The sequence below is a fragment of the Escherichia sp. R1 genome (assembly GCF_003000935.1).
Taxonomy (GTDB): domain Bacteria; phylum Pseudomonadota; class Gammaproteobacteria; order Enterobacterales; family Enterobacteriaceae; genus Escherichia; species Escherichia coli.
Map to the genome: position 1 here is coordinate 42,451 of NZ_PSRU01000016.1, position 20,938 is coordinate 63,388.

15 protein-coding genes and 2 pseudogenes are annotated in these 20,938 nt (G+C 52.0%); 7 read left to right on the forward strand and 10 right to left on the reverse strand.

Annotation, left to right across the window (positions count from 1 at the left end):
* Window positions 1-142 precede the first annotated feature (142 nt).
* Entirely contained in the window at window positions 143-1,141 is a 999-nt protein-coding gene (gene fbp, locus C4F37_RS18635; RefSeq protein ID WP_000853753.1) for a class 1 fructose-bisphosphatase, read from the forward strand.
* A gap of 32 nt (window positions 1,142-1,173) precedes the next feature.
* Here fbp and yjfF read toward each other — a convergent pair whose 3' ends face one another.
* From yjfF to ytfQ, 4 genes are all read right to left on the reverse strand, one after another.
* Window positions 1,174-2,169: a galactofuranose ABC transporter, permease protein YjfF gene (gene yjfF / locus C4F37_RS18640; protein WP_000596015.1), complete on the reverse strand. Its 996-nt coding sequence runs from the start codon at window positions 2,167-2,169 to the stop codon at window positions 1,174-1,176.
* Entirely contained in the window at window positions 2,156-3,178 is a 1,023-nt protein-coding gene (gene ytfT / locus C4F37_RS18645) for a galactofuranose ABC transporter, ATP-binding protein YtfT (RefSeq protein ID WP_001297255.1), read from the reverse strand. Before ytfT ends, yjfF begins: the two co-directional genes overlap by 14 nt.
* Window positions 3,179-3,191: 13 nt before the next feature.
* Window positions 3,192-4,694 (reverse strand): galactofuranose ABC transporter, ATP-binding protein YtfR, encoded by a 1,503-nt coding sequence (gene ytfR / locus C4F37_RS18650; RefSeq protein WP_000210557.1) that lies wholly within the window; start codon window positions 4,692-4,694, stop codon window positions 3,192-3,194.
* A 139-nt stretch (window positions 4,695-4,833) separates the two neighbouring features.
* Window positions 4,834-5,790 (reverse strand): galactofuranose ABC transporter substrate-binding protein YtfQ, encoded by a 957-nt coding sequence (ytfQ, locus tag C4F37_RS18655; RefSeq protein WP_000265933.1) that lies wholly within the window; start codon window positions 5,788-5,790, stop codon window positions 4,834-4,836.
* A gap of 309 nt (window positions 5,791-6,099) precedes the next feature.
* Here ytfQ and ppa point away from each other — a divergent pair, with 309 nt between their 5' ends.
* A complete protein-coding gene (gene ppa / locus C4F37_RS18660; protein ID WP_000055072.1) occupies window positions 6,100-6,630 on the forward strand; it encodes an inorganic diphosphatase in 531 nt (176 codons plus the stop codon).
* A 378-nt stretch (window positions 6,631-7,008) separates the two neighbouring features.
* Here ppa and C4F37_RS18665 read toward each other — a convergent pair whose 3' ends face one another.
* From C4F37_RS18665 to tamA, 3 genes are read right to left on the reverse strand one after another with little or no spacing between them, the layout of a single operon-like run.
* Entirely contained in the window at window positions 7,009-7,350 is a 342-nt protein-coding gene (locus tag C4F37_RS18665) for a gamma-glutamylcyclotransferase family protein (protein WP_001219160.1), read from the reverse strand.
* 2 nt (window positions 7,351-7,352) lie between these two features.
* Window positions 7,353-11,132 (reverse strand): autotransporter assembly complex protein TamB, encoded by a 3,780-nt coding sequence (tamB, locus tag C4F37_RS18670; RefSeq protein ID WP_001774134.1) that lies wholly within the window; start codon window positions 11,130-11,132, stop codon window positions 7,353-7,355.
* Complete coding sequence (gene tamA / locus C4F37_RS18675; RefSeq protein ID WP_001269327.1) at window positions 11,129-12,862, reverse strand: autotransporter assembly complex protein TamA; 1,734 nt, start codon at window positions 12,860-12,862, stop codon at window positions 11,129-11,131. The genes tamB and tamA overlap by 4 nt, the downstream gene beginning before the upstream one ends.
* 205 nt (window positions 12,863-13,067) lie before the next feature.
* On the opposite strand from tamA, the gene msrA reads away from it, so the two are divergent.
* Together msrA and C4F37_RS18690 are read left to right on the forward strand one after the other, a co-directional pair.
* Window positions 13,068-13,706 carry a peptide-methionine (S)-S-oxide reductase MsrA gene (msrA, locus tag C4F37_RS18685; protein ID WP_001295196.1) on the forward strand — a complete coding sequence of 213 codons (639 nt, stop codon included), beginning with the start codon at window positions 13,068-13,070 and terminating at the stop codon, window positions 13,704-13,706.
* Window positions 13,707-14,028: 322 nt separating this feature from the next.
* Window positions 14,029-15,372: a hemolysin family protein gene (locus C4F37_RS18690; RefSeq protein ID WP_000935042.1), complete on the forward strand. Its 1,344-nt coding sequence runs from the start codon at window positions 14,029-14,031 to the stop codon at window positions 15,370-15,372.
* A gap of 61 nt (window positions 15,373-15,433) precedes the next feature.
* On the opposite strand, the gene C4F37_RS18695 is transcribed toward C4F37_RS18690, so the two are convergent.
* Window positions 15,434-15,640: a DUF1107 domain-containing protein gene (locus C4F37_RS18695; protein ID WP_000689228.1), complete on the reverse strand. Its 207-nt coding sequence runs from the start codon at window positions 15,638-15,640 to the stop codon at window positions 15,434-15,436.
* A gap of 324 nt (window positions 15,641-15,964) precedes the next feature.
* On the opposite strand from C4F37_RS18695, the pseudogene C4F37_RS18700 reads away from it, so the two are divergent.
* Window positions 15,965-16,522: pseudogene (locus C4F37_RS18700) on the forward strand (YtfJ family protein).
* Here C4F37_RS18700 and cysQ read toward each other — a convergent pair.
* Window positions 16,512-17,252, reverse strand: coding sequence for a 3'(2'),5'-bisphosphate nucleotidase CysQ (cysQ, locus tag C4F37_RS18705; protein WP_000886909.1), 741 nt, complete (start codon window positions 17,250-17,252; stop codon window positions 16,512-16,514). The pseudogene C4F37_RS18700 and the gene cysQ overlap by 11 nt on opposite strands.
* 189 nt (window positions 17,253-17,441) lie before the next feature.
* Here cysQ and cpdB point away from each other — a divergent pair.
* Window positions 17,442-19,385 (forward strand): annotated as a pseudogene (gene cpdB, locus C4F37_RS18710) (2',3'-cyclic-nucleotide 2'-phosphodiesterase).
* 122 nt (window positions 19,386-19,507) lie between these two features.
* Here the strand turns inward: cpdB and C4F37_RS18715 are convergent.
* Window positions 19,508-19,888 (reverse strand): winged helix-turn-helix transcriptional regulator, encoded by a 381-nt coding sequence (locus tag C4F37_RS18715; protein WP_000084622.1) that lies wholly within the window; start codon window positions 19,886-19,888, stop codon window positions 19,508-19,510.
* 88 nt (window positions 19,889-19,976) lie between these two features.
* Between C4F37_RS18715 and qorB the strand changes: the two genes are divergently transcribed.
* On the forward strand, window positions 19,977-20,837 hold the full coding sequence (qorB, locus tag C4F37_RS18720) for an NAD(P)H:quinone oxidoreductase (RefSeq protein ID WP_000560561.1): 861 nt from the start codon (window positions 19,977-19,979) through the stop codon (window positions 20,835-20,837).
* Window positions 20,838-20,938 lie beyond the last annotated feature (101 nt).

The window sequence follows — 20,938 nt, forward strand, 5'->3', positions numbered from 1 at the left end:
TTACGCATATGTCGGGCAAGTGAGAAATGCATTTCAGGATAATCCGCAATTTGCTGGCGCGATTCACCTGAGCGCAACATTGAGATTATTTGTTAAGATTGTTGCGGTCGCTTTACTCCATAAACATTGCAGGGAAAGTTTTATGAAAACGTTAGGTGAATTTATTGTCGAAAAGCAGCACGAGTTTTCTCATGCTACCGGTGAGCTCACTGCTTTGCTGTCGGCAATAAAACTGGGCGCCAAGATTATCCATCGCGATATCAACAAAGCAGGACTGGTTGATATCCTGGGTGCCAGCGGTGCTGAGAACGTGCAGGGCGAGGTTCAGCAGAAACTCGACTTGTTCGCTAATGAAAAACTGAAAGCCGCACTGAAAGCACGCGATATCGTTGCGGGGATTGCCTCTGAAGAAGAAGATGAGATTGTCGTCTTTGAAGGCTGTGAACACGCAAAATACGTGGTGCTGATGGACCCCCTGGATGGCTCGTCCAACATCGATGTTAACGTCTCTGTCGGTACCATTTTCTCCATCTACCGCCGCGTTACGCCTGTTGGCACGCCGGTAACGGAAGAAGATTTCCTCCAGCCTGGTAACAAACAGGTTGCGGCAGGTTACGTGGTATACGGCTCCTCTACCATGCTGGTTTACACCACCGGATGCGGTGTTCACGCCTTTACTTACGATCCTTCGCTGGGCGTTTTCTGCCTGTGCCAGGAACGGATGCGCTTCCCGGAGAAAGGCAAAACCTACTCCATCAACGAAGGAAACTACATTAAGTTTCCGAACGGGGTGAAGAAGTACATTAAATTCTGCCAGGAAGAAGATAAATCCACCAACCGCCCGTATACCTCACGTTATATCGGTTCACTGGTCGCGGATTTCCACCGTAACCTGCTGAAAGGCGGTATTTATCTCTACCCAAGCACCGCCAGCCACCCGGACGGCAAACTGCGTTTGCTTTATGAGTGCAACCCGATGGCATTCCTGGCGGAACAAGCGGGCGGTAAAGCGAGCGATGGCAAAGAGCGTATTCTGGATATCATCCCGGAAACTCTGCACCAGCGCCGTTCGTTCTTTGTCGGCAACGACCATATGGTTGAAGATGTCGAACGCTTTATCCGTGAGTTCCCGGACGCGTAATCTCCTGCGCCTCTCCACACGGAGAGGCGTTTTTATCGCTGCGCAATGTTGACTCTTGTCACTGGCGAACTCTGACGATTCTCCCACAGCACCGTTAATCCACGCTGTAATGCTATAAAAATAAACAACAAAATACCGATGGCGATTTTCGTCCACCATGAGCTCAGCGTGCCATCAAAGTTTATGTAAGTCTGAATCAGTCCCTGAATCGCCACGCCAAAAAGCGTCCCTAATACCGTTCCAACGCCACCGCTCAGAAGCGTACCGCCAATTACCACTGAGGCGATAGCATCCAGTTCCACACCTACGCCCGCCAGCGCATATCCGGCCTGGGTATAAATCGAGAAGACAATCCCCGCCAGCGTTGCCAGTCCGGTGGAGAGCATATAAATGCGAATAGTGGTGCTGCGAGTGGAAATCCCCATCAGGTTCGCCGACGTTGCGTTGCCGCCAATGGCGTATACCTGATTACCAAAACGGGTACGATGCGCGAGGAAAATACCGATAACCACCACCGCCAACATCAGCAGTCCCATCGCACTTAAGCGACCGCCGCCAGGGATTTTCCACGCAAGGCTTGAGAGCGTGTCATAAATGGGATGGTTTATCGGAATCGACTCTTCCGAAACGAGATAGCTGACACCGCGCAAAAAGAACATCCCCGCCAGGGTAATGATAAATGCCGGGATCTTCAGGGCGTCGATCAAAAGCCCCATAAATGCGCCGAAGGCACAGCCCATCACCAGCACTAGCGGAAACGCCAGTAGCGGCGAGAGGCCGAAATCGCCAATCACTTTTGCCAGAAACACGCCAGTAAAGGCGATCACCGAACCGACGGAGAGATCGATCCCACCGGAGAGGATCACAAAGGTCATGCCAACGGCAATGATCCCAAGAAAGGCGTTATCGGTCAGGATATTGCAGATCACTCTTGTGGAAGCAAAACCGGGAAACTGGGTCAGGCAGTAAAGATAACCCAACACAAAGACGCCGATGGTGATCATCAGTGGCAAATTACGTTTTATCACGGCTACGTACTCCTTTAATCAGACTGATAAAGCGTTGCGACTGGACAATCAGCACGCAAAGAACCACCACCGCTTTTACAACCTGGTTCATCTCTGGCGGAAAGCCCGAAAGCAAAATTCCGGTGTTCATCCCCTGAATAATCAGCGCCCCCACCACCGAAAGCAGTAGGTTAAAACGTCCGCCCATCAGCGATCCGCCGCCAATAACCACCGCGAGAATGGCGTCCAGCTCCAGCCATAACCCGGCGTTATTGGCATCGGCACCGCGAATATCCGCCGCCACGATAATGCCCGCAATCGCCGCACACAGCCCGCTCAACACGTAGGTAAGCATGACGATGATCCGCGTGTTTACCCCGGCATTTTTTGCCGCCCGAATGTTGATACCAACGGCTTCGATAAACATCCCCAGCGCCGTTTTGCGGGTCAACAGCCAGAACAGGATAAGCGTCAGCACCGCGATAATGACCGGCGTTGGCAGGAACAACAGCGATCCACTGCCAAACCATGAGAGATCCGGCGAGTTAAACGTGACGATCTGTCCGGAGGTGATCAGTTGCGCCACGCCGCGCCCGGCGACCATCAGGATCAGGGTGGCAACAAACGGCTGAATTTTGAGGATCGCTACCAGTATGCCGTTCCACAATCCCGCCAGGATGCCAGTGCCCAGGGCGCTTAACAAAACAATCGGCAGGCTGAATCCCGCGACCGTCATCGCAGCCGTTGTGGCTCCGGCGATAGCCATCACCGCCCCCACGGAGAGATCAATCCCACCTGTTGCGATCACCAGCGTCATTCCGATAGCCAACAGCGCAACGGGGGCCGCACGGTTAAGAATGTCTATGGGGCTACCGAATAAACGCCCATCCTGGAGCACCACCTGCCAGAAATGCGGGGCCACCAGGCTATCGACCAGCAGCACCAGCAACAGTGCCGCCAGCTGCGGCATTCCCGTTGGCCAGCGAAAGCGCCTTTTCGGCGGCGTAGTGTCCGGGAGAGATTGAGGCATCACACTGTTCTCCTTACGCCGCAATGGCGTTCATGATCGCCGGAACGGAAAGCTCTGCCAGCGGGATCTCCGCCACCTGTTTGCGATCGCGCATGATGATCACCCGGTCGGCATAGCCCACCAGTTCTTCCAGTTCGGAGGAGATCACCAGCAGCGCCAGACCATCGGCGCATAGCGTTTCAATCAGGCGGATGATCTCGGCGTGGGCACCAACATCAATGCCGCGAGTTGGCTCATCAAGGATCAGAAATTGCGGTCGGGTCAGTAGCCAACGTGAAAGCAACACTTTTTGCTGATTGCCGCCAGAGAGAAATTCAATCGGTTGTTCAGTTGAAGGTGTGCGAATGCCAAGCTGGCGGATAAAGCGTTCGGCAATCTCTTGCTGTTCTTTGCGGGAAATGGGACGTAGCCAGCCGCGCTGGGCCTGGAGAGCGAGGATGATATTTTCCCGCACCGAGGCGGCAGCGATGATGCCATCGGTTTTCCTGTCTTCCGGGCAGAAGCCAATGCCCAGTACCGAAGCCTGATGTGGCGATCGCAGGTTTTGCGGTTTGCCTTTGATCAACGCCGTGCCGCTGTCAGCAGGTTTGATACCGAAGATCACTTCGGCGGTTTCGGTACGTCCTGATCCCAGCAATCCAGCCAGACCGACGATCTCGCCGGGGCGTACTTCGAGATCAAACGGTGCGATCGTTCCTTTTTTGCCGTAATTTTTGAACGCGGCAACGGGTTTGTCGCTCAACAATGTTCGCCCGGCACGCTGTAGCGCGTGGGTATCCAGCTCGCGCCCCAGCATCATTTTTACCAGTTCGATCTGCGGTAGCTCGCACGTTTCCCGACAGCCTACGAAACTGCCGTTGCGTAAGACGGTGATCCGATCGCTGACCTGATAGACCTGATCGAGAAAGTGAGTGACAAAAATCAGGCTGACGCCGCGATCGCGCAACTGACGCATCAGGTCAAACAGTAACTCCACTTCCTGGGTGTCGAGACTGGCGGTGGGTTCATCGAGGATCAGCACTTTGGCAGAGAGATCGATAGCCCGGCAAATAGCGACGATTTGCTGCATCGCGACTGAAAAGCGGTTGAGCGGTTCGCGCACGTCGAGGGAGAAACCGTAAGATGCCATCAGTTCGGTGGCGCGCTTTTCCATCTCTTTGCGGCGTAGAAGGCCGAAGCGTTTGGGTTCGCGGCCTATAAATAGATTATCAGCGACCGACATATTGGGTAGCAGGTTTACTTCCTGATAGACGGTGCCGATACCGAGTTGTTGTGCATGGGCGGTATTTTTCGGTGAGATAGCCTGGCCTTCCAGCCAGATGGTGCCGCGATCGGCGTGGTATACACCAGTTAATGCTTTGATTAGCGTTGATTTTCCTGCCCCGTTTTCACCGAGCAGCGCCATGATTTCGCCGCGGCGCAGGCTGAAATCAACGTTGTCTAACGCTTTGACGCCGGGGAAAAATTTACTTAATCCTTCGGTGCGGAGGATCTCCTGGTGTTGGTTAGTCGTCATGGTTTCCCCCGGTGTAAAGCGTGCTCCCAGTAGGCATGATAAGACGCGGTAAGCGTCGCATCAGGCTTCAGCGCACCACCGCCGGATGCGGCGCGAGCGCCTTATCCGGCCTACGAATCGGCATCAGGCATAGCAACCCTCAATACCCCATATTTTTCTTCTTCTCTAACTCTTCTTTTGCGGTATCAGGCAGATAAAGGGTGGATTTGGTCAGCGTCAGCTTTTCAGGCATGGTGCCGTCTTTTTTGTATTTCTCCAGCGCGTCGAAGGCGGGACCTGCCATATTCGGCGTCAGTTCAACACTGGCGTTCGCTTCGCCATCAATCATCGCTTTGTAGATATCCGGTACGCCGTCGATAGAACCTGTCAGAATATCTTTGCCTGGTTTCAGGCCCGCTTCTTTAATTGCCTGAATTGCACCAATCACCATGTCGTCGTTATGGGCGTAAACCATGCAGATGTTTTTGCCGTTGTTTTCCGCTTTGATAAAGCTCTCCATGACTTCTTTGCCTTTACTGCGGGTGAAGTCACCTGACTGCGAGCGGATAATTTTGATATTTGGCGCATTCTTAATGGCTTCGGCAAAGCCTTTCTTACGGTCAATGGCGACGCTGGCCCCAACAGTGCCCTGCAGCTCCACCACGTTGCATGGTTTGCCATTCACTTCTTTTACCAGCCAGTCACCAATCAACTTGCCTTCGAGAATGTTGTCGGCAGTGACGGTGGTCATATAGAGAGATTTGTCTTTCACATCAATAGAACGATCGAGCAAGAAGACCGGGATTTCGGCATCTTTCGCCTCTTTTAATACCGGTTCCCAACCAGTCGCAACCACCGGAGCGATAAAGATCGCATCCACCCCTTGCGCGACGAAGGAACGTACCGCTTTAATCTGGTTTTCCTGCTTTTGCTGACCATCGGCAATTTTCAGCGTAATTCCGCGTTTTTCGGCCTCACTTTTCGCCACATTGGTTTCTGCGGCGCGCCAGCCAGATTCCGATCCGACCTGCGAAAATCCTACGGTTAATGGAGCGGCCAACGCCATAGACGACATGGCTGCCGAGACTGCAGAGACTACAAGTAAGCGTTTCCACATAGGGTTGTCCTCGTCGGGGTAATTATTATTGGTGAAAAGATGTTCGCGAAAAAACTATAGACAATTCGTTATGTAACGGATTGCGTTACATCACACTTCAAAGAAGTAAATAAAACGTTAATCACAAGTTTGTAATCGCTTTCATCTCACTATGAAAAATGCGGCTACGGTTATGGATTTTCCTGCTCTGTATACCGTCTTAAAATTGGCGAAAAAGGAAAATGAAGACGAAAACAAGCGAAGACATTCGGCGCGAGTTGGCTATAATACTCGGCACTTGTTTGCCACATATTTTTAAAGGAAACAGACATGAGCTTACTCAACGTCCCTGCGGGTAAAGATCTGCCGGAAGACATCTACGTTGTTATTGAGATCCCGGCTAACGCAGATCCGATCAAATACGAAATCGACAAAGAGAGCGGCGCACTGTTCGTTGACCGCTTCATGTCCACCGCGATGTTCTATCCGTGCAACTACGGTTACATCAACCACACCCTGTCTCTGGACGGTGACCCGGTTGACGTACTGGTCCCGACTCCGTACCCGCTGCAGCCGGGTTCTGTGATCCGTTGCCGTCCGGTTGGCGTTCTGAAAATGACCGACGAAGCCGGTGAAGATGCGAAACTGATTGCTGTTCCGCACACCAAGCTGAGCAAAGAATACGATCACATTAAAGACGTTAACGATCTGCCAGAGCTGCTGAAAGCGCAGATCGCTCACTTCTTCGAGCACTACAAAGACCTCGAAAAAGGCAAGTGGGTGAAAGTTGAAGGTTGGGAAAACGCAGAAGCCGCTAAAGCTGAAATCGTTGCTTCCTTCGAGCGCGCAAAGAATAAATAAGTTCTTCTAGCGCAATAACCCTGAACGCCGGGCTTCGGTTAGTAAGGGTTTTTTTATGCCCGCGATAAATAAACTCTCTATTCCACCATCATTATTCTCAGCGGTTGCAAGGCTTGAACGGTAAGAACAAGCAAACCCGACCACCATTTTGCTGTTCATAGCCACTTGCTGGAAGTTAGCCGACCTCACTCATACTCACCGTTCAAAGCGTGCCCCCGTTTTACCCCTGCACATTTGTGAACGCCAGCAGAGTTTTTTATGCGATTGCAGATATGGAAAGCGGCTCGGAGAGAAAAGCAAAAGATGGAAAAGTTACAAAAAAAATCGCGAGATACATCGCATAAAACAACGCCACCCGAAGGTGGCGTGCTTTTATTATTACTTATCCCTGTCTAACCAGTCGCCGCTTTCAATTAGCTTTAATCCATCGACGGGTCGTTGATAAACGTACATCCATGCACTCCCGTACGGCGTCTGAATCAACTGGCGCGCGTATTCACCGCCCCTGGTGCGCAAGGCATCAAGTTCGGCCAGCGTGGCGTTGTCAATACGATAAACTTCACCGTGTACTGTTCCGTTCCCCGGAACTGCGCCTGGATAGTGGCCCAGGCTATACAACTGGTAGTTATCGATACTGAAATCGCCCAGTAACTGGGCATTGGTCATCCAGTGACTGTTGCCTTGTTTGTGGCGTAAACTGCCGTAGACAAATATTCGCATTGCTAAAACTCGAACTGATAGAGCAAATCCAGTGCCTGGTCTACACCAGACACGGCTTCCAGATATAGCTTAGGCATCAGGCGATAACGTAACGTGAGTGTTGCTATAGAGTCAAATATACCCACGCCGTATTTCACTTGCAGACCTGGCAATACATAGCCGCTGACCACTACCTGGGAGGAGTCGCCTACTCCCTGGGTGTCGAGCGCTAAATTGCTTACGCCAAACGTCTCGCCGATTTTACCCACAATCTGGCCACTTTGCGCAACCCCCAGACCAATCAGCATCGAGGTCATTGCCGCACTGTCGCTCTGATCGCTCTCCAGCCCTTGTCCACGTAGCAAATAAGACAATGCAGCTTGTTGCGACATCGCCGGGTCAGAGAAGATCTCCGCTTTCGGTTCGTCCGCCAGACCAGTGACGCGAACTCCGGCGATTACGTCGTCTTCTGTAGCATCCGGGTTACGAATAGCTTCAATATTAAGATACGGTTGATCCGGCGGACCAGAGAACAGTAACTCACCTTTACGCACAATCAGATCCTGACCATAGGCATGGAAGCGCCCTTCAGGGATGTTGATCTGCCCGTTCAGGCCCAGCCCTTGTTTGTCCTGAACGACGTTAAGATCGCCCGTCAGCCGCGCTTTCAGGCCAAAGGCGTCAATGCGCACATTGTTGCCAACGTGGACAATCAGGTTACTGTTAATCGGAATCGACGCCGTTTTCGGCTCTTCCGGTTGCAGGTTATCGTTAAGCATCACCACATCGCTGGAGACGCCTACTGCGCTTTCCGGCAGATCGTGCACCACGATGCGCGCCCACGGAACATCCACGCGACCATCGAGGGTAAACAGGTTTGGTGTAGCCTCGAAGACAACATCTGGCGATACATCCATTCGTACCATCGGCGGCACGGTGATCCGCACTTTACTGCCTTTCGCCGTTACCCGCGCCCGCCAGTTTTCAATTTGGCTCCAGTCGGCATCACCGTTCAGGTAGATTTCACCCTGCTGGGTCCGTACTGTACCGGCAAGCGTCGAGCGCATACCATTAAAGTTGACCGCAAGCTGGCTCGGTTGCATATCAAACGGCATAAAGTTGCCGTCGATATCCACACCCGTAACCTGAAGCTGACCAAACAACTGCGGGCTTTGCACATCACCACCCAGACGCAAGTTGGCACTCACCATCCCCGCTGCTTTTTCCCCACGGGTAAAGATGGGGTTTATCATCGCAAGGTTGAAGTTACGGATATTGACGTTGCCACCAAGATTACGGCGGCCTTGCGGATCGGTCACCTGCACCTGTCCATCAAACTGGCCGTTATTGGTCAGGCGGATGGTCCAGCCCAATTCGGCACGGTTGTTACGCAATTCCGCCGTCAGATTCAGTGTCTGAAACGCCACGGGCAGCGCCGCATCGTTGACGGTTTGCGTTACCTGCACGTTACGCCCCGAAAGGGTGATACTGCCCTGCGGCAGCCCCTCTTTGGTGGTGTCCCAGGCAACGTCCGCTTTACCCGTGAAGATACCGCTGGCCTGAGTGGTTTCTGGCATAAATGGTTTCAGCATGGCCAGGTCGAAGCGGTTGAGATTCACCACCGCACGCCCTTCGGCACCCGCATCGATAGTTTGCGGCACGCACAGTTCCGCATTCGGGTTAAGCCAGCAGTGTGGCCCGATGCTGATTTTTTGCTCCTTATTGCGGTAATCCAGCGCAATATCGCGGGTCAGCGACCACGGGCCGACCGGCGTCTGGAAGCGGGTATTGCTAAGAGTTCCCTTCCAGCGTTCTTCTTTGCGATCAAAACTTCCTGCCAGATTAAGCTGCCCGGAGACAGGCTCGCCCTGAATCCGCAACTGTAACTCGTGCTGTTTTTCGCTGCCTTTGGCATTCAGGGTGACGAGGTTGATATTTACATCCGGCTGCGAAATTTGCTCAACGCGTACGTCGAGTTTCCCGGCGATCTGATCGGTGGATTTAATGTCGCCTTCCACGCGAACCTGCGCCACGGAAAGTTCCTGCCAGCGCAGGCCGCGCGCGGTGATATCTGCCAGTAGTTGTGGCGCTTCCACCGTGCCGCGTACTTTCACCAGCCCTTTCGCTGTACCGCCAAGCCCCGGCAGCGCGTTATCCAGCCCCGGCGCGTTGATGGTGGCATCAAGATTGAGATCTTTTACCCCCAGCTCGCCTTTCACTTCGGCACTGTTTGGCCCCAGTTCCAGATGAAGCCCTGGGATCATCCACTGCATATAACTGTTGCCTTTCAGCGTGCCGTCAACGTTCACTTTGTTCTGTTTGACGTTACCGGTCAGCTTCAGTTCTGGCACCTCCATCTGCCAGGTGCCGCCGTACAGGCTACCGCGGGTTTTAATCAAGCCATTGAGTTTCGACGGCCACTCTGGGATCTCTTTGGCGGTGTTAATGCCGTTAAGCGTTAGCTCACCGCGCCAACTAATGGCCTGCTGCCAGTCGAGCAACGCCTTGAGTTCAGTTTTCCCTTCCAGCGCCGCGACGGTGAGTTTGTCGAGATTGACCTGCTGTTCATTACCTTTGGCATCAAGGGTAATGGTGGCTGGCGGGATCTCCAGTCCCTTCACTGCCGTACGCATAGAGAGCGTGTAATCGGTCATTTTGCCGGTAAGTTTCAGTTTCAGATCATCCGCCTGATACTGCTTCTCACCAGTGAACGGCCAGTAAATCTGTTTGCTGTTCACTTCCACGTTGAGCGGCAATCCGGCTTCCGCCAGTCGCGTCTGGGCGCGTAAATCCATATCCACCGGACCGGAAAGATTAACGCCAATCTCCAGCTGTTCGCGCAGCGCGCCGCCCACTTTCAGCTTCACTTTTTCACCTTTCAACGGCTCCACGTTCAGTGTGCTGTTGAGGGTGATATCCACCGGCCAGTTGTCTGACAGCTGCGCCGTGCCGCTGGCGTTGACGCTCCCCTGGTTGGAATCGATATCCAGGGCGTCCAGTTTAGTATTGCCGTCAATGCTGCTCACTTTCAGCAGCATGGTGCGCACGGTGATGTCCGTGTCGCCCGTCACGCGCAACTGCTCGCCCTTAAACTCTTCAATGTTCAGGTTAAGCGGCAAATGCACGTCGGTCATTTCCGGCAATACCGGGCGAGAAAAGAGATCTTTCAGCGTTTCGCCGAGCGGCTTTTCCTCCGGCTGCGGATTTTCAATTTTCGGTTCGACCACTTCTTCCTGCGCCACTTCCGCCACTTTCGGCAGAGCAATCAGCAGGCCTTTCAGCGACGTCGGTTTCAGGGTCAGGGTTTTCTCCTGCCAGTTCAGACCGGAGGTGAAGTCCATCACCGATACCGTGGTGTCATCAATCTTGATGTTGACGTTATCCAGCGCCACCCGTGTCAGGGTGATGGGATACGGCGTGGAGAGATCCAGCGGACCACTATCTTCCTCTTCTTCAACCTGTTCAGAAGGGGGCATTTTTTTACTGTCGATGTTGACCTGAATGTCTTTCAGCGCCAGGTCATTAATACAAACGCTACTGTTCCAAAGACAATCCAGCCCGACCGTCAGATGCAGATTGCCCGCTTTTACCGCCACGCCTGGCTGCTCATAACGAACGTCAGACAAGGTGAGATCGCGCCAGCCGCCGGTGACCTTGCCAATATCCAGTCCTGGCACCCAGCGATCCGCCGCTTTAAATACCAGATGCAGGCCGCTGGTGGTGCCCACCAGAAACGCCACCGATCCCAGCAACAGTAAGATAACGATAACCACGCCGAGGCTGATTTTTTTCCATAAACTCATAATTCTGGCCCCAGACCGATGTAAAACTGTAACCCGTGTTCGTCTTTATCCGCGACCGGTACGGCAAAATCGAGTTTGATTGGCCCGACCGGCGATTCCCAGCGTACGCCGACCCCGGTACCGGTTTTAAAGTCGCTGCGGCGAATATCGCTTACCGCTTCGCCACTATCGACAAACACCGCGCCCCACCATTTTCCGGTCACGTTGTACTGGTATTCCAGCGATCCGGTTATCAACTTCGAGGCCCCTTTCAGGTCACCGTTGGCGTATTTCGGGGCGATAGATTTGTATTTGTAGCCGCGAATACTGCGATCGCCCCCGGCGAAGAAACGCAGATCCGGCGGTACTTTGTCGAAATCACCGGTTTCAATCCAGCCCAGCGTGCCGCGTGTAACAAAACGATGGCGATCGTACAGTGTGCGGATCCAGACGTTTTGTGCCTGGAAAACGGAGAAATCGACATCTGAGCCCCAGGCCGTGTTGGAGTAGTCGATAGAGTAGCGTTGCGAGTCGCCCCAGGTTGGCATCAAGCCACCACGAGAACGCGTGCGGCTAATCATCACCCCAGGATAAAACAGCATCGTGGTGTTGGTAATTTCACCCTGAGTAAAGTGGTCGAGACTCCAGCGCAGGTTAATGGCACGCTGCCAGCCGCTGGAGAGATCCCAGTAGCGAGAAGCCACCAGCGTAGTGGAGTCAGATTCGGTATCGTTCAGGTCAGTGCGCTTAAAACCGCCCTGCACCAAATAATATTGTTCCAGTGGATTCTTCAGCAGTGGCATTTTATAGCTGAAGTCGAGGGTCTGTTCCGGCGCGGAAATACTGGTACTGGTGGTCAGACTGTGACCATAAGAGTTCATCCACGGCTTTTTCCACGTCGCTTTCACGCGCGGTCCCACGTCCGTAGAGTAACCGACCCCGGTTTCGATGGTGTTTTCTGTTCGCGGCGAAACCACGCCCGTCAATGGTAATACTTTCGTTTCGCGCGCTTTATCAAATTGTGGAGCCACCACCACCGAGTTAAACCAGCCGGTAGCAGAAAGTCGGCGGTTCAGTTCCGCCAGATCTTTCGATTCGTACTCATCGCCCTCTTTAAACGGCACCAGATTTTGCAGGTATTCATCGCGGATTTGTGATCCTTCAAAGGTCACATGCCCAAAGCGGTAACGTTCGCCACTGTTATAATCAATATCCCAGAAGGCTTTATGCAGGCCGAGCGCAATGCCCAGCTGCGCTTTGGTAAATTCGCTATCGAAATAACCTTTACGCAACGCAATGCTGGTTAAGGACTTTTTGAAATTTTCATAATCGCCCTGGTTCAGTACCGTACCAATAGCCGGGCGAGTATCGAGCAATTTCAAATAGTCTTTATCGGTCCGCGCGCCGCCGCGCAATACCACATCGGTGCCGCCAATTAACACCGGCACGCCTGGCGTGACTTTGGCGATCAATACCTGCCGCCCTTTCTTTGGCGGTGGACGGAGATCAAATTCAATGGTCGGCTGGTAATAACCCAGCGCTTTCAGACCTTCGCGGATGGCATCATCGACGCGTGCGCGAAAGCGACGGTCTGGCGTCACTTCATCACTTTCAATCGTAGAAAGCTGCGCGCGAACGTTCTTTTCCAGCTGTCCCGATAACCCCTCGACCTGTAGACGGACGTTCGCGGCGACGGCAGATCCGCTTAAGCAGAGTAAGCTTACACAGCATAACTGTCGGATATAGCGCACATTTTCTCCTGAATATCCTTTTTTCCTGCCCCTGGAACGCCGTTAAACGGCTTAACAAAAATCCAGTAATATGGATTAAAAAGCAGACTAAACCCCAAATATTTCTTATGTTTTACTTTAGACCTATTCACGGTGGTTATTGTGTGCAAATACGCCTCTTGTTACAACCTTAACCCCAATGACCGATTTTCGGGAGAGCGACACCATGAGTTTATTTGATAAAAAGCATCTGGTTTCCCCCGCCGATGCCCTGCCTGGACGTAACACCCCGATGCCCGTAGCCACGCTGCATGCGGTCAACGGTCACTCAATGACCAATGTACCTGACGGAATGGAGATTGCCATTTTTGCGATGGGTTGTTTCTGGGGTGTGGAGCGTCTGTTCTGGCAGTTACCCGGCGTTTACAGCACCGCCGCAGGCTATACCGGAGGCTATACGCCAAATCCGACTTATCGGGAAGTGTGCTCCGGTGATACGGGTCATGCCGAAGCGGTACGCATTGTTTACGATCCTTCCGTCATCAGCTATGAGCAGTTGCTACAGGTATTTTGGGAGAATCACGATCCCGCCCAGGGAATGCGTCAGGGCAATGACCACGGCACGCAGTATCGTTCAGCGATTTATCCGCTGACCCCAGAACAGGATGCCGCAGCTCGCGCCAGTCTGGAACGTTTTCAGGCGGCGATGCTTGCCGCCGATGATGATCGTCACATCACCACGGAAATCGCTAACGCCACACCGTTTTATTATGCCGAAGATGACCACCAGCAATATCTGCATAAAAACCCGTATGGTTACTGTGGAATTGGCGGAATTGGCGTCTGTCTGCCACCGGAAGCATAGCGTTACGGGTACAAATGTAGATTGTTGATAAAGTGCGCTTTATTTATGCCAGATGCGGCGTAAACGCCTTACCAGGCCTACAAAATCGTCCAAATTCAATATATTGCAAGGACTGCGTAGGCCTGATTGGCATAGCGCATCAGGCAGTATTGCATTTATCAGCTGTCTGAATTTTAACCCTCTGGCGACTTTACAGTACCTTACGCTATACTAGCCACTGAAAATGCCGGTTCACTTTCTTCGAATCGGCTTTCAATGTGTATTTCACACAAATTAATCAACTTCCCCTTCCGAGGATCTGGCCTGAAAGGTCGGATAAGATATGTTAAACAGTATTTTAGTCATACTCTGCTTGATCGCTGTAAGTGCGTTCTTCTCGATGTCCGAGATCTCGCTTGCCGCCTCACGCAAAATCAAACTTAAACTGCTGGCTGATGAAGGCAATATAAATGCCCAACGCGTTCTGAATATGCAGGAAAATCCCGGCATGTTCTTTACCGTGGTCCAAATCGGTCTGAACGCAGTGGCGATTCTCGGCGGTATCGTCGGTGATGCGGCATTTTCTCCAGCTTTTCACAGCCTGTTCTCCCGCTATATGTCGGCAGAACTCTCTGAGCAACTGAGCTTTATTCTCTCTTTCTCGTTAGTGACTGGCATGTTTATCCTGTTTGCGGATTTAACTCCGAAACGCATCGGTATGATTGCGCCAGAAGCGGTGGCTTTGCGTATCATCAACCCGATGCGCTTCTGCCTGTACGTTTGCACCCCGCTGGTGTGGTTCTTCAACGGCCTGGCGAACATGATCTTCCGTATTTTCAAACTGCCAATGGTACGTAAAGATGACATCACTTCTGATGACATCTACGCGGTAGTGGAAGCCGGTGCGCTGGCGGGCGTGTTACGTAAACAGGAACACGAGCTGATTGAAAACGTCTTTGAGCTGGAATCCCGTACCGTTCCGTCTTCAATGACACCGCGTGAAAACGTGATTTGGTTTGATCTCCACGAAGATGAGCAAAGTCTGAAGAATAAGGTGGCGGAACATCCGCACTCTAAGTTCCTCGTCTGTAATGAAGATATTGACCACATCATCGGTTATGTCGATTCTAAAGACCTGCTGAACCGCGTGCTGGCTAACCAAAGCCTGGCACTGAACAGCGGCGTACAAATTCGCAACACGCTGATTGTACCGGATACGTTAACCCTTTCAGAGGCGTTGGAAAGTTTTAAAACCGCAGGTGAAGACTTCGCGGTGATCATGAACGAGTACGCGCTGGTGGTGGGGATCATCACCCTCAACGACGTGATGACCACGCTGATGGGCGATCTGGTCGGTCAGGGGCTGGAAGAGCAGATTGTCGCCCGTGATGAGAACTCATGGCTGATTGACGGCGGCACCCCGATTGACGACGTCATGCGCGTGCTGGATATTGACGAGTTCCCGCAGTCGGGCAACTACGAAACCATCGGCGGCTTTATGATGTTTATGCTGCGTAAGATCCCGAAACGCACCGATTCGGTGAAATTCGCCGGCTACAAATTTGAAGTGGTGGATATCGATAACTACCGTATCGACCAACTGCTGGTGACCCGGATCGACAGCAAGGCCACCGCCCTTTCGCCAAAACTGCCTGACGCTAAAGATAAAGAAGAAAGCGTCGCGTAACCCCCAGAAACATCAACGGCTCCTGAATCAGGAGCCGTCTTATTACTGCATAGCACTTTGGTTAAGCCATCTCTGTTTGCAGACGCATAACCTGACGGTTAACTTCGGACATCACTGACAAATGCAGCTTATCCTTCACTTTTGGGATAAGAATCTTACCCTTATCAAATTCAAAAGCGCCAACGTCCTTGATGTATAACCGTCCACGGAACAGGATCTTTACGTACTTCGCCACCTGAAGTGGGTTGTACCGTTGGAAAATTTTCATTGTTATCTCCTGCTGAGTATTACGCCTGTGCGGTGCCACAATCGGCCCAACTATTATGAGGCGCAAATTTTAATGCTTAGTGACTATAGACTATCCGGGCAATGTTTCCACCGCGTATAACTTTTTTTACCTAAAGGTTACAATTATTCAGAATTATCTTTTTACCGAAGCGCGGTCTTCAGTATAAGCATTCATTTTTCATATGATTTGTGCGCTTGACCGCAAACTGGCATCACACTTGCGGGAAATTCGATAAATAGCACATATGATTAAAACTCAGACCCAAGTGGTCGGATCACCTGCATATCATAAGAAGGAAACACCATGACCCTACGCAAGATTCTGGCACTCACCTGCCTGCTGTTGCCGATGATGGCTTCCGCACATCAGTTCGAAACCGGTCAGCGAGTGCCGCCGATTGGCATTACCGATCGGGGCGAGTTGGTGCTTGATAAAGATCAGTTTAGCTACAAAACCTGGAACAGCGCGCAGTTAGTGGGAAAAGTGCGAGTACTGCAACATATTGCTGGTCGCACCTCTGCAAAAGAGAAAAACGCGACGCTGATTGAAGCGATTAAATCAGCGAAGTTACCGCACGATCGTTACCAGACCACCACCATTGTTAACACCGACGACGCAATTCCGGGTTCCGGCATGTTTGTGCGCAGCAGTCTGGAGAGTAATAAAAAGCTTTATCCCTAGTCGCAGTTTATTGTTGATAGCAATGGCGTCGCACGCGGTGCCTGGCAGCTGGATGAAAAAAGTTCCGCTGTAGTGGTGCTGGATAAAGACGGTCGCGTGCAATGGGCCAAAGACGGGGCGCTTACTCAGGAAGAGGTGCAGCAAGTGATGGACCTGCTGCATAAATTAATTAATAAATAGACACTCTGAACCCCGGATTCAGGAACGACTCGCGCGGAGTGTAATCCAGCGGTTTACCCTGCCAGTCGTGAACGTGCGCTCCGGCAGCTGCAGCGACAGCATGTCCAGCGGCGGTGTCCCAAATATTCGTTGGTCCGAAGCGCGGGTACAGCTGCGCCTGTCCTTCCGCCACCAGGCAGAATTTCAGCGAAGAGCCGATGGACGTGGTCTGATGTTCGCCAAGCTGTTGCAGATACTCTTTCAGCTCCGCATCTGCATGGGAACGGCTGATAACCACCAGCGGCGGGCGCGCATCGCGGACCTGAATCTGCTTGCGCACACCGCACTCTTCTTTCCACGCTTTGCCTTCTGCCGCGCTGTACATTACGTTCATTACCGGCGCATACACCACGCCTAAAATCGGTTTGCCATGGTCAATGAGCGCAATGTTAACGGTGAATTCGCCATTACGTTTAATAAACTCTTTAGTACCATCCAGTGGGTCTACCAGCCAGTAACGCTGCCAGTGCTGACGGACTTCCCAACCGGGAGGATCTTCTTCAGAAAGGACCGGAATATCCGGTGTCAGCGTACGTAAACCGTCCATGATAACGGTGTGTGCGGCAATATCCGCTGCCGTTACCGGAGAATTGTCCGCTTTGCTGACGACGTCCATCGGTTTCGTCCCGTCGTAGACCTGCATAATGGCATCGCCTGCATTCCGTGCAAGCTGGCATACTTGATCTAACATTTCTCCACCTCGTCTCTGTGAGCGGTGTTAACTTATTGTTTTACTTATACCCTATCGTTAATGAATGCGCCAACTGTGATAGTGTCATCATTTTCAAAGCGTAAAATTGTGGCATTCTTCACTGTTCTATAAGTAAGACGTTTATTCTCCCTTTTCTTTCGTATTCCCGATGATAAAAGGATGTCCCTGATGATTAAGTTTAGCGCAACGCTCCTGGCCACGCTGATTGCCGCCAGTGTGAATGCAGCGACGGTCGATCTGCGTATCATGGAAACCACTGATCTGCATAGCAACATGATGGATTTCGATTATTACAAAGACACCGCCACGGAAAAATTCGGACTGGTACGTACGGCAAGCCTGATTAACGATGCCCGCAATGAAGTGAAAAACAGCGTACTGGTCGATAACGGCGATTTGATTCAGGGGAGTCCACTGGCCGATTACATGTCGGCGAAATGATTAAAAGCAGGTGATGTTCATCCGGTTTATAAGGCGCTGAATACGCTGGATTACACGGTCGGTACACTCGGCAATCATGAATTTAACTACGGTCTGGATTACCTGAAAAATGCGCTGGCGGGAGCGAAATTCCCTTATGTAAATGCCAACGTCATTGACGCCAGAACCAAACAGCCAATGTTTACACCGTATTTAATTAAAGATACCGAAGTGGTCGATAAAGACGGAAAAAAACAGACGCTGAAGATTGGCTATATTGGCGTCGTGCCGCCGCAAATCATGGGCTGGGATAAAGCTAATTTATCCGGAAAAGTGACGGTGAATGATATTACCGAAACCGTGCGCAAATACGTGCCTGAAATGCGCGAGAAAGGTGCCGATGTCGTTGTCGTTCTGGCGCATTCCGGGCTATCTGCCGATCCGTATAAAGTGATGGCGGAAAACTCAGTTTATTACCTCAGTGAAATTCCTGGCGTTAACGCCATTATGTTTGGCCATGCTCACGCCGTTTTCCCAGGTAAAGATTTTGCTGATATCGAAGGGGCTGATATCGCGAAAGGCACGCTGAATGGTGTTCCGGCGGTAATGCCGGGCATGTGGGGCGATCATCTTGGGGTGGTCGACTTACAACTCAGTAATAACAGCGGTAAATGGCAGGTGACGCAGGCGAAAGCGGAAGCACGGCCGATTTACGACATCGCCAATAAAAAATCCCTCGCGGCGGAAGACAGCAAGCTGGTAGAAACACTCAAAGCCGATCACGATGCCACACGCCAGTTCGTCAGCAAGCCAATCGGTAAATCCGCCGACAATATGTATAGCTATCTGGCGCTGGTGCAGGACGATCCGACCGTGCAGGTGGTGAACAACGCGCAAAAAGCGTATGTCGAGCATTACATTCAGGGCGATCCGGATCTGGCAAAACTGCCGGTGCTTTCAGCTGCTGCACCGTTTAAAGTTGGTGGTCGCAAAAATGATCCGGCAAGCTATGTGGAGGTGGAAAAAGGCCAGTTGACCTTCCGTAATGCCGCCGATCTTTATCTCTACCCCAATACGCTGATTGTGGTGAAAGCCAGCGGTAAAGAGGTGAAAGAGTGGCTGGAGTGCTCCGCCGGACAGTTTAACCAGATTGATCCTGACAACACGAAACCACAGTCACTCATCAACTGGGATGGTTTCCGCACCTATAACTTTGATGTGATTGATGGTGTGAATTATCAGATTGATGTTACCCAGCCTGCCCGTTATGACGGCGAGTGCCAGATGGTTAATGCCAATGCGGAAAGGATTAAGAACCTGACCTTTAATGGCAAGCCGATTGATCCGAACGCCATGTTCCTGGTTGCCACCAATAACTATCGCGCTTACGGCGGCAAATTTGCCGGTACGGGCGACAGCCATATCGCTTTTGCTTCACCGGATGAGAACCGCTCGGTGCTGGCAGCGTGGATTGCTGATGAGTCGAAACGTGCGGGGGAAATTCACCCGGCGGCAGATAACAACTGGCGTTTAGCACCGATAGCTGGCGATAAGAAACTGGATATCCGTTTCGAAACCTCTCCATCAGATAAAGCCGCGGCGTTTATTAAAGAGAAAGGGCAATATCCGATGAATAAAGTCGCGACCGATGATATCGGGTTTGCGATTTATCAGGTGGATTTGAGTAAGTAATACACTTCTTTTTCGGCCTATAAATCATCAACCGCATCCGGCACTTTTGTCGGATGCGATGCTGGCGCATCTTATCCGCCCTACAAGTCATGAACCGTAGGCCGGATAAGCGCAGCCGGCAGTTATGCCGCACGTTCATCCCGCACCGCCAACACCTCGGGCAAATTCAACTCAATCCAGTCCGCCAGTGCAGCAACCTTTTCGCTCACCTGCTCGCCCAGCGGCGTGAGGCTATATTCCACATGCGGCGGCACCACCGGATACGCGATACGGTTAAGAAAACCATCCTGTTCTAACGCCTGTAACGACTGCGCAAGCATCTTTTCGCTCACCCCGCCGATTTTGCGCCGCAGGTCGCTAAAGCGATGAGTACCTTCGCGTAGCGCCACCAGAATCAACACCCCCCAACGGCTGGTGACGTGTTTCAACACCTCGCGCGACGGGCACTGTTCCGCAAAGAGATTACCCTCTTTCAGTTGTTGCGACAGGCTAACCTGACTCATTCCATACTTACCTTTTTGTGTGTACTTACTAAAAGTAAGTTTAGGTGTTAGCGTATTTAAACACAAGACAAAACGATGGAGACTTCCCATGATCGCTATTACTGGTGCCACTGGCCAACTTGGTCACTATGTTATTGAATCCTTGATGAAAACGGTTCCTGCCAGCCAAATAGTGGCTATCGTTCGTAATCCGGCAAAAGCCCAGGCCCTGGCAGCACAAGGCATTACCGTGCGTCAGGCTGACTACGGCGATGAAGCCGCACTGACATCTGCACTTCAGGGAGTGGAAAAACTACTGCTGATCTCTTCCAGCGAAGTGGGTCAACGTGCCCCGCAGCATCGTAATGTTATTAATGCCGCAAAGGCGGCTGGCGTGAAATTTATCGCTTATACCAGCCTGCTACATGCAGATACCTCCCCGCTCGGCCTCGCCGATGAGCACATCGAGACGGAGAAAATGCTGGCTGATTCTGGCATCGTTTACACCCTGCTGCGCAACGGCTGGTACAGCGAAAACTACCTCGCCAGCGCCCCGGCAGCACTAGAACACGGCGTATTTATCGGTGCGGCGGGCGATGGCAAAATCGCCTCAGCAACGCGGGCAGATTATGCGGCAGCTGCGGCACGCGTGATTAGCGAAGCCGGTCACGAAGGCAAGGTTTACGAACTGGCGGGCGATAGTGCCTGGACGTTGACACAGTTAGCGGCAGAGCTGACCAAACAGAGCGGCAAACAGGTTACCTATCAAAATCTGAGCGAAGCCGATTTCGCCGCGGCACTGAAAAGCGTCGGACTGCCCGACGGACTGGCGGATATGCTGGCGGATTCTGACGTTGGCGCATCGAAAGGCGGTCTGTTTGATGACAGCAAAACACTTAGCAAATTGATTGGCCACCCAACGACAACGTTAGCCGAAAGCGTAAGCCATCTTTTTAATGTTAATAACTAGTTAATTAAAGTGGCATCCTCCCGCATCCTCTCTGATAATGACGGGATGCCGGGAGCAATCATGTCTGCTTCCTGAACTTTCTTCTGACAGATCAATGGATG